12 protein-coding genes are annotated in these 13,580 nt (G+C 65.7%); 4 read left to right on the forward strand and 8 right to left on the reverse strand.

The window, feature by feature from the left end; genetic code table 11:
- Positions 1-35: 35 nt before the first annotated feature.
- The 8 genes from cycA to DVU99_RS15060 form a co-directional block, all read right to left on the reverse strand.
- Complete coding sequence (cycA, locus tag DVU99_RS15025) at positions 36-1,448, reverse strand: D-serine/D-alanine/glycine transporter (protein ID WP_114241044.1); 1,413 nt, start codon at positions 1,446-1,448, stop codon at positions 36-38.
- 75 nt (positions 1,449-1,523) lie between these two features.
- Positions 1,524-2,246 carry a 2OG-Fe(II) oxygenase gene (locus tag DVU99_RS15030; protein WP_114241045.1) on the reverse strand — a complete coding sequence of 241 codons (723 nt, stop codon included), beginning with the start codon at positions 2,244-2,246 and terminating at the stop codon, positions 1,524-1,526.
- Positions 2,247-2,336: 90 nt separating this feature from the next.
- The gene (locus tag DVU99_RS15035; protein WP_114241046.1) at positions 2,337-3,335 is read right to left on the reverse strand and encodes an AraC family transcriptional regulator; all 999 of its coding nucleotides are present in this window, start codon (positions 3,333-3,335) and stop codon (positions 2,337-2,339) included.
- 25 nt (positions 3,336-3,360) lie between these two features.
- Positions 3,361-4,245, reverse strand: coding sequence for an oxidoreductase (locus tag DVU99_RS15040; RefSeq protein WP_114241047.1), 885 nt, complete (start codon positions 4,243-4,245; stop codon positions 3,361-3,363).
- A 91-nt stretch (positions 4,246-4,336) separates the two neighbouring features.
- Complete coding sequence (locus DVU99_RS15045) at positions 4,337-4,876, reverse strand: DUF2058 domain-containing protein (RefSeq protein WP_114241048.1); 540 nt, start codon at positions 4,874-4,876, stop codon at positions 4,337-4,339.
- Between the two features lie 363 nt (positions 4,877-5,239).
- The gene (locus tag DVU99_RS15050; protein WP_114241049.1) at positions 5,240-6,448 is read right to left on the reverse strand and encodes an acetyl-CoA C-acyltransferase; all 1,209 of its coding nucleotides are present in this window, start codon (positions 6,446-6,448) and stop codon (positions 5,240-5,242) included.
- Between the two features lie 197 nt (positions 6,449-6,645).
- Positions 6,646-9,033: a 3-hydroxyacyl-CoA dehydrogenase/enoyl-CoA hydratase family protein gene (locus DVU99_RS15055; RefSeq protein ID WP_114241050.1), complete on the reverse strand. Its 2,388-nt coding sequence runs from the start codon at positions 9,031-9,033 to the stop codon at positions 6,646-6,648.
- A gap of 74 nt (positions 9,034-9,107) precedes the next feature.
- Positions 9,108-9,773 carry a TetR/AcrR family transcriptional regulator gene (locus tag DVU99_RS15060; protein WP_232823623.1) on the reverse strand — a complete coding sequence of 222 codons (666 nt, stop codon included), beginning with the start codon at positions 9,771-9,773 and terminating at the stop codon, positions 9,108-9,110.
- Positions 9,774-9,956: 183 nt separating this feature from the next.
- Between DVU99_RS15060 and ndk the strand changes: the two genes are divergently transcribed.
- The 4 genes from ndk to DVU99_RS15080 all read left to right on the forward strand — a co-directional run bounded on the left by ndk (position 9,957) and on the right by DVU99_RS15080 (position 13,366).
- Positions 9,957-10,382 (forward strand): nucleoside-diphosphate kinase, encoded by a 426-nt coding sequence (gene ndk, locus DVU99_RS15065; protein ID WP_114241052.1) that lies wholly within the window; start codon positions 9,957-9,959, stop codon positions 10,380-10,382.
- Between the two features lie 5 nt (positions 10,383-10,387).
- Positions 10,388-11,527, forward strand: coding sequence for a 23S rRNA (adenine(2503)-C(2))-methyltransferase RlmN (rlmN, locus tag DVU99_RS15070; RefSeq protein WP_114241053.1), 1,140 nt, complete (start codon positions 10,388-10,390; stop codon positions 11,525-11,527).
- Entirely contained in the window at positions 11,517-12,311 is a 795-nt protein-coding gene (pilW, locus tag DVU99_RS15075; protein WP_114241054.1) for a type IV pilus biogenesis/stability protein PilW, read from the forward strand. Before rlmN ends, pilW begins: the two co-directional genes overlap by 11 nt.
- Before the next feature lie 71 nt (positions 12,312-12,382).
- Positions 12,383-13,366 carry a helix-turn-helix domain-containing protein gene (locus DVU99_RS15080; RefSeq protein WP_232823624.1) on the forward strand — a complete coding sequence of 328 codons (984 nt, stop codon included), beginning with the start codon at positions 12,383-12,385 and terminating at the stop codon, positions 13,364-13,366.
- Positions 13,367-13,580 lie beyond the last annotated feature (214 nt).

Consider the following 13,580-nt stretch of genomic DNA (forward strand, 5'->3'; position numbering starts at 1 on the left):
ACAGGGCTGTGTGAACCTGGACACCGGCTTCCCCGTCAGTGCGTGTGCCTGCGGTGCTCGATGGCCTGCTTGCGGTAGAACGGATAGCAGATCGCCAGCGCCACGAACCAGAGCGGCGTGTAGATCAGGCCTTGCAGGGTGTCTTCCTTCTGGGCGAACACCCACAGTACGAAGGCGAAGAACGCCAGCACCAGCCAGCACATCGCCACGCCGCCGGGCATCTTGAAGATCGAGCGCGCATGGCGATCCGGGTGCAGTTTCCGGTAGCGCATGTAGGCGATCATGATCAGCGACCACACGAAGATGAAGCAGATGCTGGAGATGGTGGTGACGATGGTGAAGACCTTCATGACGTCGCCTTCCTGGTAGAGCAGGAACACGCCGATGAACAGCAGCAGGCAGGAATAGGCCAGGCCGTTGGCCGGCACATTGTTGTTGCTGAGCCTGGCGAACGGGCGTGGGCCCAGCTTGCTGGCCGAGAGGCCGTAGAGCATGCGTCCGGTGGAATAGATGCCGCTGTTGGCGGACGAGGTGGCCGAGGTGAGCACCACGAAGTTGATCAGGCTGGCCGCGATGGGAATGCCGATCAGCATGAACAGGTTGACGAACGGGCTGCGGTCCGGCGCCACCTGGTTCCACGGCGTCACCGTCATGATCACCAGCAAGGCGAGCACGTAGAACACGATCACGCGGATCGGAATGGAGTTGATCGCCTTGGGCAGCGTCTTTTCCGGGTCGCGCGCTTCGGCCGACGCGGTGCCCACCAGCTCGATGCCCACGAAGGCGAACACGGCGATCTGGAAGGCCGCCAGGAAGCCCGTGGCGCCATGCGGGAACCAGCCGCCGTTGGTCCATAGGTTCGATACCGCGGCCCTGGCACCCGAGGGCGAGGTGAAGCCGATGGCGATCAGCACGGCGCCGACGGCGATCAGCGACACGATGGCGATGATCTTCACCAGCGCGAACCAGAATTCCAGCTCCCCGAACAGCTTCACCGTCAAAAGGTTGAGGCCGAGCAGCAGCAGGATGCACACCGAGCCGGGTAGCCACAGTGGCACGCCGGGCGCCCAGAACTGGATGTAGCCGGTGATGGCGGCCACGTCGGCGATGCCGGTGACCACCCAGCAGAACCAGTAGGTCCACCCGGTGAAGAAGCCCGCGCAGGGACCCAGCAGGTCGTAGTTGAAGTCGACGAACGACTTGTAGTGCAGGTTGGACAGCAGCAGCTCGCCCATCGCGCGCATCATGAAGAACAGCACGCTGCCGATCACGGCATAGGCGAAGATCACCGAGGGTCCGGCCAGGCTGATGGTCTTGCCGGAACCCATGAACAGGCCGGTGCCGATGGCGCCGCCGATGGCGATCAGCTGCAGGTGGCGGTTGCGCAGGTTTCGCTGCAGGTGATGGTCGGCGCCGGTGGGCGCGGCGGTCGGTTCGTGGTTCTGCATCGGCGGCACGATCCTCGGGGCGGCTGGGCAATGCCCGTCATCCTAAAGGATTCCTGAAGGGGCGTGCCGGCGACGCTAGCTGGCGTCGTGGAAGATGATGCCCAGGGTGTGGCGCTGCCCGCTGCGCAACCGGCTCACGCCGTGGCGCATGGCAACCCGATAGGGACCATGGTTGCCCTGGACCGGCCGCTGGTTCACCGCGAATACCACTGCATCCCCCTGTTGTAGTGGCACCACCTCCGGTCGCGACTGCATGCGCGGGCGCTGCTCGGTGAGCACGAATTCGCCGCCGCTGAAGTCGCGGCCCGGCTCGGATAGCAGGATCGCCACTTGCAGCGGAAACACGCGCTCGCCATAGAGATCCTGGTGCAGGCAGTTGTAGTCGCCTTCGCGGTAGCGCAACAACAGGGGCGTGGGCCGGACCTGGCCGGCCGCGTGGCAGTCGGCGAGGAATTCCTCCAGTTGTGCCGGAAAGCGCATGTCCAGGCCCAACTGCTCCTGCCAGTGGTTGGCGATGGGCGCCAGCTTCGGATACAGCAACGAGCGCAGATGCGCGACCGGCTCGGGCAGGGGATAGGCGAAATACTTGTATTCACCGCTGCCGTAACCGTGGCGCGCCATCACCACGCGGCTGCGGAAAACGTCGTTGCGTGGGTACAGGGAGGCAACAGCCTTGCACGCGTCGGCGGTCAGCAGGCCGGGCAATACGGCGTTGCCAGCGGCGGCGAGTTGCGCGGTGACGCCCGTCCAGTCGAGCTGTTGCAGTCGTGTGTCCAGGGCGGAGAGCGTGCCGGTCATTCGTGAACCCGTATCGTTGTTGTCGCCTCGCAGCTTAGTGGCGGGTGACGCGGATGCACTCCGGTTCTTGCACTCCCCATGGCCAGGGGCTCAGCCGGTCGCTGCCTGGCGCCAGCGTGCCGGCGTCGCGCCTTCCCATTGGCGGAATGCGCGATTGAAGGAGTTCAATTCCTCGAAGCCGAGCAGGAAGGCGATCTCCCCGGTATCCAGGTCGGTGGCGTCGAGCAGCCGCCGCGCGACATGGTGGCGTACCTGGTCCAGTACCTGTTGATAGCTGGTGCCGGCGTCACCGAGCCGTCGCTGCAGCGTGCGCGAACTGAGGTGCAGGGCATCGGCCACCTGGGCCATGCGCAGGTGGCCGCCGCGCATGCCGCGCGCGAGCACGTTCCAGACCTTGTCGCGCAGTGGCGTCGCGGCGGTCTGTTCGCGCAGCGAATCCTCGAGTACGGGCAGCACGTGCGACAGGTGGCCATCGTCGTGGGTGACAAACGGCAGCTCCAGGTCCGCACGCTGATAGACGATGCGGTCCTGTGGTGCATTGAAGCGCAGCTCGCAGCGGAAATGCGCGGCCAGCAGCGTACCTTCGGCCGGGCGCCGGGTGAGCTCCAGTCGACGCAGATGCAGGCTGCGACCGGTACCTCGTTCGGCCAGCGCAAAGTTGGAGGCGAACATGGCGTCCACCAGCAGTCGCGGTGTATGGCCCTCGGCGAGCATCCAGCGCATAGACACGGCGGCCTCGTCGCGGCCGAGTTCGACCACCACGTCTTCAGGGCAGGTGAGGCGCTTGTAGCGCGCCAGCTTCTCCAGCGCATCGCCGAGGTTGCCCGAATGCAGCGCCGCGGCCGTCACCATGTCGTAGACCTCGGTGCGCGTGCCGTCGCCCAGCCGCAGGCCAAGCGACGGATCGGTACAGATGGCCTCCACCGCATGCCAGAACGCGAAGAACTGCGCGGTGGTCACCACTGGCCGCGCGACCGACATCAGCTCCAGCGACAGGCCCGCGTGGGTGAGCACGGCGGGCACGTCGAGGCCGAGCGCGGTCATCCGCGTGAAGGCGCCACGGCTGAGCGGGATCTGGTCGGCTCTCATCGTCGGTTGGTCGGGGTGATTGGAGTCAGAGTACCGAGCGCACCATCCGATCGCGTGCCTCGGCCGCCTCCGGTGACAGCTCGAAGTCGGTGGAGAGGCTGAGCGTACGCCACTTGGCGTCTTCCGCGGCCATCTTGGCGGCCTGCTGTTCGGCCAGGAACACCGCATCCGAACCCAGCAGCAGGCGCAGTGGAGGCTGCGGCTCGCGGGCAATGGTGAGGATGGCCTGCGCGGCCTTCGCGGGGTCACCGGTTTCGCGGCCCACATGGCTCTGGCGCATGGTGAGCATGGGCGCGAGCACGGCGGTGTACTCCGAATCGACCTTGGGCTCGAACACCGTCATGGACGGGCCACCCCAGTCGGTGCGGAAACCACCCGGCTCGATCAGGGTCACATGGATGCCGAAGCCCGCCACTTCCTTGGCCAGCACCTCGGAGAAGCCTTCCACCGCCCACTTGGCGGCCTGGTATGCACCGAGGCCCGGCACGCCGATGCGGCCGCCGATCGAGGAGAACTGGATGATGTGGCCGCTGCGCTGGCGGCGCAGCACGGGCAGGGCGGCACGAGTGACGTTCACCGTACCGAACAGGTTGGTTTCCATCTGGGCGCGGAAGTCGGCGTCGCTGCCTTCCTCGATGGTCGCGAGGTTGCCGTAACCTGCATTGTTGACCACCACGTCGAGGCGGCCAAATGCATCGACGGCAGCTTGTACGGCCGCACGCGCCGCGGCGGCATCGGTGACGTCGAGGGCGACAGCCCGTACCTGGTCGCCGTAGCGCTCCACCAGCGGGGCCAGTTGGGCCGGCTGGCGCGCGGTGGCAATCAGGCGGTGGCCGGCTTCAAGCACGGCTTCAGCCAGTGCCTTGCCGAAACCACGAGAACTACCGGTGATAAGCCAGACCTGGGACATGGGAGATCTCCTGCAAGGGGCGTTGGGGTACGCCAACCTTAGGAGTCGGGCCGGGATCTCCGGTAATCCGATTGCGCCAAAGTAGGGCGCCTTACCAGACCAGGTCGTCGGGCACCTGGAACTGGGCGTAGTAGGCGTCGTCCTCGCTCTGCGGCTGGGCTTCACTGGACTGGCCGTGGTCGAGCACGATCGCCGAGGCATCGCGTTCGCGCACCTTCTCGGCAGCGGCGCGGGGCAACAGTTCGAAGCCGTCGCCGGCGCGCACGACCACCAGTACCCCCTTGGCCAGCTGAGCCCGCAGGATCTCGTTGACCAGCACGCTGTGGATCTTGTCGCCGACGCTGAAGCGGTAGCTGATCTCGCCCTCGCGCTTGACCTTGTTGGCGTCCACGATCTGGCGGACCTGCGCGGCCAGTTCGCGTGCGTGGGCCTGCGCGTTGCGCTCGGCGGCCAGCATGCGATCGCGCTCGGCGCGCTCGGCCTGCAGGCGCTGGGTATCCACCTTGTCCGCTTCGACCTGCGCCGGGGCCTTGCCCTGGCGCTGCTTGGCCTGTTCGCGGGCGATCTGGTCGACCTTGCCCTTCTTGGCCAGGCCGGCCTTGAGTAGCTGTTCCTGCAGGGGGTTACGCATGCGTCCGCACTGTCGGGGTTGGAAGGACCCTTGATTGTAGCGCGGTGCGGCGTGCGCCTCGTGGTGGCGATCTGCGCGCGCATGGCGTGTCGGAAGTCGCAGGATCCCAGTGTTCGCTGGGATGACGGCCAGGGTGTTGCGTGGGTGGCTGGGGTGACGGGCCGTACAAGGCACTGGCTCGTCATTCCTGCGAAAGCAGGAATCCAGTGCCTCCGAACGCCAGGCCATGAGTGTTTGCCAGGATGACCGACCGGTTATGCGCGGGCTTGTTGGGGGCCACATACAGGCCGCAGCTCTCCCATGCGGATATAAAAAACGGCGCCGTATCGCTACGGCGCCGTCGGGTCTTGCCGGCCAGGACGATCAGAGCGCCTCGAACACGCCTGCAGCACCCATGCCGGTGCCGATGCACATGGTCACCATGCCGTACTTCTGCTTGCGGCGGCGCATGCCGTGCAGAAGGGTGGCGGCGCGGACCGCACCGGTGGCGCCCAGCGGGTGGCCCAGCGCGATGGCGCCGCCCAGCGGGTTTACCTTGGACGGGTCGAGGCCCAGGTCGCCGATCACGGCCAGCGCCTGCGCGGCGAAGGCTTCGTTAAGTTCGATCCAGTCCAACTGGTCCTGCTTGATGCCGGTCTGCTTGAGTGCCTTGGGAATCGCTTCCTTCGGACCGATGCCCATGATTTCCGGTTTCACGCCCGCCACCGAGTAGCCGACGAAGCGGCCGATCGGGGTGAGGTTGTACTCCTTGATGGCCTTTTCGCTGGCCAGCAGCAAGGCGCCGGCGCCGTCGGACATCTGCGAGGAGTTGCCGGCCGTCACGGTGCCGCCGAACCTGTCGTTGCGGAACACCGTCTTGAGCCTGGACAGCACTTCCAGCGTGGTGCCGGCGCGCGGGCCTTCGTCGGTGTCGATCAGGCGGCTGTCGGTGGTGATGCCACGGGTGGCGAGGTTGGGGTAGTGATCATCCAACTGGAACGGGGTGATCTCGTCCTTGAACTCGCCGGCGGCGATGGCGGCCAGCGCGCGGCGATGGCTTTCCACCGCGAAGGCATCCTGCTGCTCGCGGGTGACCTTCCACTGCTCGGCCACCTTTTCGGCGGTGATGCCCATGCCGTAGGCGATGGCGACATCTTCCTTGTTGGCGAAGATGGCCGGGTTCATGGCCACCTTGTGGCCCATCATCGGCACCATGCTCATGCTCTCGGTGCCGGCCGCGATCATCAGGTCGGCCACGCCGAGCTGGATGCGGTCGGCGGCCATGGCGATGGCCTGCACGCCCGAGGAACAGAAGCGGTTGATGGTGACGCCCGGCACCGTGTACGGCAGGCCGGCGAGCAGGGCGCCGATGCGGGCGACGTTCATGCCCTGCTCGGCTTCCGGCATGGCACAGCCGACGATCACGTCTTCGATGCGATGCGGATCGATGCCCGGCGCCTGCGCCATCACGGCGCGGATCACATGGGCGAGCATGTCGTCCGGACGGGTATTGCGGAACACGCCGCGCGGCGCCTTGCCGACCGGGGTGCGGGTGGCGGCGACGATGTAGGCGTCTTGCACTTGCTTGGTCATGGTTTGCTCCGTGGCGTCGCGCGTGTTTCGCAGCGACGCACTTTGGTTTTTTTGATCGTCACCGGAATGCGCGGTGACGAGCCATAACGATTTTCGCCTTTTGCTCGTCATTCCCGCGAAAGCGGGAATCCAGTGCCTTTGCGGCCTTTAAGTCGCTGGATCCCCGCTTTCGCGGGGATGACGAGCCTGGCGGCTCGTCAGTTACGCAGCGGCTTGCCGGTGGTCATGGTGTGCGCGATGCGGGCCTGGGTCTTCTCGGTCTTGGCCAGCTCCACGAAGTGCTTGCGCTCGAGCTGGAGCAGCCACTCCTCGTCGACCTGCGAACCGCGCTCGATCTTGCCGCCGCACAGCGTGTCCGCGATGCGCGTGGCGATCGCCACGTCATGCGGCGAGGCGAAGTAGCCCTCGGCGAGGTTGGCCAGCGAGGCCTGGAAGGTGGCGGTGCCGACATCGCCGGCCACCGGGATGGTGCGGGCCATCATCGGCGGACGCCAGCCGCTTTCGGCCAGCGAGAGGGCGACCTTCTTGGCCACGTAGAGCAGCTCGTAGGCGTTGAACACGACCACGTCGCTGTCGCGCAGCAGGCCCAGCTGCCTGGCTTCCAGCGCGCTGCCGGAGACCTTGGCCATGGCGACCGTCTCGAACACCTTCTTCAGTGCCTCAAACGGATCTTCCGGGTTGGCCTTGGCGGCGCGGATGGCCAGCTCGTGCAGGCCGCCACCGGCCGGCAGCAGGCCGACGCCGGCCTCGACCAGGCCGATGTAGCTTTCCAGCGCGGCCACGGTGCGCGCCGAGTGCATCTGGAACTCGCAGCCGCCGCCCAGGGCGAGGCCACGCACCGCCGACACCACCGGCACCAGCGAGTGCTTCACGCGCATGCTGGTCGCCTGGAAGTTGGCGACCATCTTCTCGAAGTCGTCGAACTTGCCAGCCTGCAGCAGGCCCAGCGCACCCTTGAGATCGGCGCCGGCCGAGAACGGCTCGCCGGTCTGCCAGATCACCACGGCCTTGAGCTGCTGCTCGGCGATGTCGATCGCCTGCTGCACGCCATCGAGCACGTGGTCGTTGACCGTGTTCATCTTGGTCTTGAACGAGATGATGCCCACGCCGTCGTCGCCCAGCGTCCACAGGCGCACGCCGTCGTTCTCCCAGACCGTGGTGCCCTGGTCGAACTTCTCGCCGAGGATCGGATCGGGGAACAGCTGGCGCTGGTAGACCGGGTGCTGCGAACGCGGCTTGTAGCTGCTGGACGCGGCGGACCAGGAGCCCTCCTTGCCGTGCACGCTGTTGCGGCCATCGGTGACCCAGGCCGGCAGCGGGGCGCTGCTCATGGCCTTGCCGGCGGCGATGTCATCGGCGATCCAGCCGGCCACCTGCTGCCAGCCGGCAGCCTGCCAGGTCTCGAACGGGCCGAGCTTCCAGCCGTAGCCCCAGCGGATGGCGAAGTCGACGTCACGCGCGGTGTCGGCGATGTCGGCCAGGTGGTAGGCGGTGTAGTGGAACAGGTCGCGGAAGGTCGCCCACAGGAATTGCGCCTGCGGATCGCTGGACGCACGCAGCTTGCCGAACTTCTCGGCCGGGTCCTTGATGGCGAGGATGGCGGACACCTCGTCCGACGCCTTCTGCTCAGACGGGCGGTAGTCCTGCTTGGCAACGTCGAGCACGACGATGTCCTTGCCGGCCTTGCGATAGAAGCCCGCGCCGGTCTTCTGGCCCAGTGCGCCCTTCTCGATCAGGGCCGAAAGCCACACCGGCGCCTTGAAGTACTGGTGCCACGGGTCATCGGCCAGGGTGTCGGCCATGGTCTTGATCACGTGCGCCATGGTGTCCAGGCCGACCACGTCGGCAGTGCGGTAGGTGGCGCTCTTGGGACGGCCCACGGCCGGGCCGGTCAGCGCGTCGACCACGTCGAAGCCCAGGCCGAACTGCTGGGTGTGGTGCATGGTGGCCAGCATCGAGAACACGCCGATGCGGTTGCCGATGAAGTTCGGGGTGTCCTTGGCGTACACCACGCCCTTGCCGAGTGCGGTCGTCAGGAACGCCTCGAGGCCTTCCAGCACGTTCTTGTCGGTGAGGCGGGTCGGGATCAGCTCGACCAGGTGCATGTAGCGCGGCGGATTGAAGAAGTGCACGCCGCTGAAGCGGTGGCGCATTTCTTCCGGCAGCGCCTCGGCCAGGCTGTTGATCGACAGGCCCGAGGTGTTGGAAGCGATCACCGCGGTCGGCGACAGGTGCGAAGCGATCTTCTTGTAGAGATCCAGCTTCCAGTCCATCCGTTCGGCGATGGCCTCGATCACCAGGTCCACGTCCTTGAGGTGATCGAGGTCTTCATCGTAGTTGGCCGGGATGATCAGAGCGCCCAGGCCCTTTTCGCCCAGCGGCGCCGGCGACAGCTTCTGCAGGTTGGCGATGGCCTTCAGGGCGATGCCACTCTTGGGACCTTCCTTGGCGGCCAGGTCGAACAGCACGGTTTCGACGCCGGCGTTGGTCAGGTGCGCGGCGATCTGCGCGCCCATGACGCCGGCGCCGAGCACCGCGGCCTTGCGGATGCGCAGTGCTGCCTTGGGTGTGGATGGAGCGGTCATTGGTTTCTCCGTAGTGCAAGACACAGGAAGGTGAAACAGGCGGCCGTTGCCGGCCAGGGGTATGCGTGCCGGGTCTAGGGGGATTTGAGACCGGCGGCGGCGAAGCGGATCAGGTGCTGGGCGGTCTGCTCACGATGCTTGTGTTCCGTGACATCGCTTTTTCGCTGGATCATGCCGAAGCCCGACATGGCGTGGGTCAGGGCGCCGGTGACCAGGTCGACCCGCCAATACAGCTCCTCCTTGCTCAGGTTGGGCAGCAGGCGGGCGAATTCGGCGGTGAACTGGCGCATCACGTGACCGTAGTTTTCCGACAGGAACTTGCGGAGCGTGTCGTCGTGCTCGGCGAAGGCGCGGGCCAGCACGCGCATGAACAGAGAGCCGTTGCCATCGTGGGAAAGCTCCAGTGCAGGCACGATGAAGGCCGCCAGGACGTCCTCGATGGTCGATCCCGGCTGTCCGGCGATGTCCTTCAGGGCGGCCATGCGGCGCCCGTTCAGCTGGTCCAGGCGGCGGCGGAACACCTCCTCGATGAGGCGGTCCTTGGAACCGAAGTGGTAATTCACCGCAGCCAGGTTGACCCCGGCGGCGGCCGTGAGCTGGCGTAGGGATGCGCCCTCAAAGCCGTGCCGGGCAAACAGTTCCTCGGCAGCGCCGAGGATCCGTTCCTTGGTCGGCTGGGCTGAACTGGAAGCAGGCATAGACCGGGGCCTCGGCTCGGAATCAAACGATCGTTTGAGCATACGCGGGTCGATTTGCGCCCGTCAAACGATCGTTGGAATGTCCCGGCATCCGGGTTGCTTATGGGGTAGAATCTGTCAAACTTTCGTGAGCTAAATCCGCAAAACTCGGCAGGATTTCGCTTAACTTGCCGGCATAGACCGGACCGCCCATTCAGTTACCCGTTTTTCCCGGAGCAGACCCTCATGGCGCTGGAGCGCACCCTTTCCATTATCAAACCCGACGCAGTTGCCAAGAACGTGATCGGCGAAATCTACGCGCGCTTCGAGAAGGCCGGCCTCAAGGTCGTGGCCGCCAAGCTGACGCAGCTGTCGCGCCAGGAAGCGGAAGGCTTCTACGCGGTGCACAAGGAGCGCCCGTTCTTCAACGCGCTGGTCGAGTTCATGATCTCGGGTCCGGTGATGATCCAGGTGCTGCAGGGTGACAACGCCATCCTCAAGAATCGCGAGCTGATGGGTGCCACCAATCCGAAGGACGCCGCGCCGGGCACCATCCGCGCCGACTTCGCCGATTCCATTGATGCGAACGCCGTGCACGGTTCCGACGCCGCCGAAACGGCCGCCGTCGAAATCGCGTACTTCTTCGCGACCACTGAAGTGCACGCGCGGTAAGAAAAATGTCTGACCAGGCCACACCCACTATCACCACCGACAAGGTCAACCTGCTCGATTTCGATCGGCAGGGCCTGCGGGATTTCTTTGCGCAGCTCGGCGAGAAGCCGTATCGCGCCGAGCAGGTGATGAAGTGGATCTACCACCGCCTGGAAGACAATTTCGAAAACATGACCGATGTCGGCAAGGCGCTTCGGGCCAAGCTCGAGGCGTCCTGCTACATCGCTCCGCCGAAGACCCTGTTCGACAAGGGGGCGGCCGACGGCACGCACAAGTGGCTGCTCGGCATGGACGGCGGTAACGCCGTCGAGGCGGTGTACATCCCGGAGCCGACCCGCGGCACGCTGTGCGTGTCCTCGCAGGTCGGCTGCGGCCTCAACTGCCAGTTCTGCTCCACCGCGACGCAGGGCTTCAACCGCAACCTGTCCACGTCCGAAATCATCGGCCAGATGTGGGTGGCGGCCAAATACCTCGGCAACATCACGCACCAGAACCGTCGCATCACCAACGTGGTGATGATGGGCATGGGCGAGCCGCTGCTGAACTTCGACAACGTGACCAAGGCGATGAGCCTGATGCGCGACGACCTGGGCTTCGGCCTGGCGTCCAAGCGCGTCACCCTGTCGACCGCCGGCCTGGTGCCGATGATCGACAAGTTGTCCGAAACCATCGACGTGTCGCTGGCCGTGTCGCTGCATGCCGCCAACGACGAGCTGCGCACCGAGCTGGTGCCGCTCAACAAGCGTTACCCGATCGCCGAGCTGATGGGCGCCTGCCAGCGTTGGCTGGAGCGCAAGCCCCGCACGTCGATCACCTTCGAGTACACCCTGATGAAGGGTGTCAATGACCAGCCGGAGCACGCCCGCCAGCTCATCAAGCTGATGCGCCGCCTGCCCAACTGCAAGGTCAACCTGATTCCGTTCAATCCATTTCCTGGCACGCGTTTCGAGCGCTCCGACGCCGAGACCATCCGCGCCTTCCAGACCCAGTTGCTCAATGCCAACGTGCTGACCATGCTTCGCCGTACCCGAGGCGACGACATCGATGCGGCATGTGGCCAGCTCAAGGGGCAGGTATTGGATCGCACCCGTCGCCAGGCCGAGTTTCGAAAGCGTCTGGACGAGGGGGCGAGTCATGCGGCTTGATCGAATCCTGCTGAGTGCAGGCCTAGCCATATCGATGGCCGGGTGCGTTACCACCACCACCACGGATGCCGGTGGTCTATCGACCAAGATTCCGCGCACCAGCAAGGCCGAGCAGAAGGAAGACGGCGCCCGGATCCATACGCAGCTGGCCCAGCAGTACATGGCCAACGGCGACCTGCAGGATGCGCTGGTCAAGCTCAACAAGGCCCTGCAGTTCGATCCGAATTACGTGCCGGCACACACCGTGATGGCGGTGCTGTACGAGCGCATCAACGATGCGCCGAACGCCGAGCTGCATTACCGCAAGGCTGCCGAACTGGCCCCGACCAAGGGCGAAACCAACAACAATCTTGGCGCGTTCCTCTGCAAGGAGGGCAAGACGACCGAGGCGATGCCGTATTTCCAGAAGGCCGTGGCCGACCCGTTCTACCAGTCGCCGTCCCGGGCCTGGACCAATGCGGGCATCTGCCTGACCCGGACGCGCGACCTGGCCGGCGCCGAGGTGGACTTCCGCAAGGCGGTCGAAATCGACCCACAGAACGGCGAGGCGTTGTATCAGCTCGCCAACGTGCTTTATCTTCAGAATGATGCGTTCCGTGCACGGGCCTTCATCCAGCGCTTCGATGCGCTGGGCCAGCCCACTGCGCCGGCGCTCAAGCTAGGCCATGACATTGAGTCCCGGTTGGGCAACAGGGATGCTGCTCTCAACTACAGTAGGCGACTGCAAAGCCAGTTCCCGGATTCGGAGCAGGCGCGCGCCCTCGACGCAACTGCAAGCCAATGACATCCCAGCAGTCAAATCCGGCCAACAGCGGCAACCGAGCCTTTCCAACCTTCGAAACACCTGGCGCCACCATGGATACGGAACACTCCTCGTTGGAAACGATTGCTGGCAGCCTGGGCGGGCGTTTGCGTGCTGCGCGCGAGGCGCGCGGCCTGGACGTCGAGAGCTGCGCTCATGCATTGCGCCTGCCGGTGCGGGTCGTGCGCCAGTTGGAAAGCAACGAGTACGGCGGCATCGACTACCAGGTTTACCTGGGTGGCTACCTCACCAAGTACGCGCGCTACCTGGCGGTCAGCGAGGACGAGGTGAAAGCCGAGTTGTCGCGAATCAAGACCAGCGAGCCGACTCTGGTGGCCACCGGCGGCATTTCGCATTCGCGCTATCTCCTGGAGAACTACGCGCGCGCGGCCACCTATGTGGTGCTGACCGCGGCCATCGTGGTGCCCACCATCTGGCTGGGCGTGCGTGGCACGCTGGATCGTGACGTCAGTCATCTCGCCCCGCTCGATGCGGCACCGGTGGCCCAGGTGGATGCACCGGCTCCCGCCGCGTCGTCGTCGGCTGCCATGGTCGCCTCGGCCTCCTCGGTGAGTCCGGCTGGCGACGGTGCTGCCACGGCTGTTGCTGCCGCCCCGGCCGCGCCGTCGCAGGCGCCTGTGGCCGCTCCGGCCCAGCCTGCGCAGGACCAGCAGCCACTGATGGCGTCGATGGCGCCGTTTCCGAGCCTGGGTGGCGACGCCACGCATGCGGCGCCTGCAGCTTCCACCGGTGCGGTGGGCAGTGGTGCGCACAGCCTCGTGCTGAGCCTGCAGGGCGCCAGTTGGGTGGAAGTTACCACCAAGGATGGCTCGCGCCTGGAATACGGTTTGCTGCCGGCTGGCAGCTCCAGGACGTACCACAGTGACCAGCCGCTGGAAGTGCGCATCGGCAACGCCAGCGGCGCACAGGTCATGCTCGATGGTCAGCCGATGGTGCTGGACGGCTTCCGTCGTTCCAACGTGGCCCACTTCCGCGTGGAGCTGCACGACGGCAAGGCCGAGCCGACGGGCGCTTGATGCCCGGGCCGTGCTGAGCTAGTCGGCACGGCCGCTGCCGATCCGGTCATCGCGTGGATCGCAAGAGCGTTGGCTAAGGGTGGCGTGCGGCCTGCCGGGCCGGCGTTCGCGGTCGGCGTGCCCCCAAGGGACCTGTGCGGTCCGGCACAATCGGTTATGCTTGCCCATTGTCCGATCGTCGGTGAACGGACAGCTCGGGCTGGATTCTTTTTCC

The organism is Dyella sp. C9 (assembly GCF_003332825.1).
In the GTDB taxonomy this organism is placed as follows: domain Bacteria; phylum Pseudomonadota; class Gammaproteobacteria; order Xanthomonadales; family Rhodanobacteraceae; genus Dyella.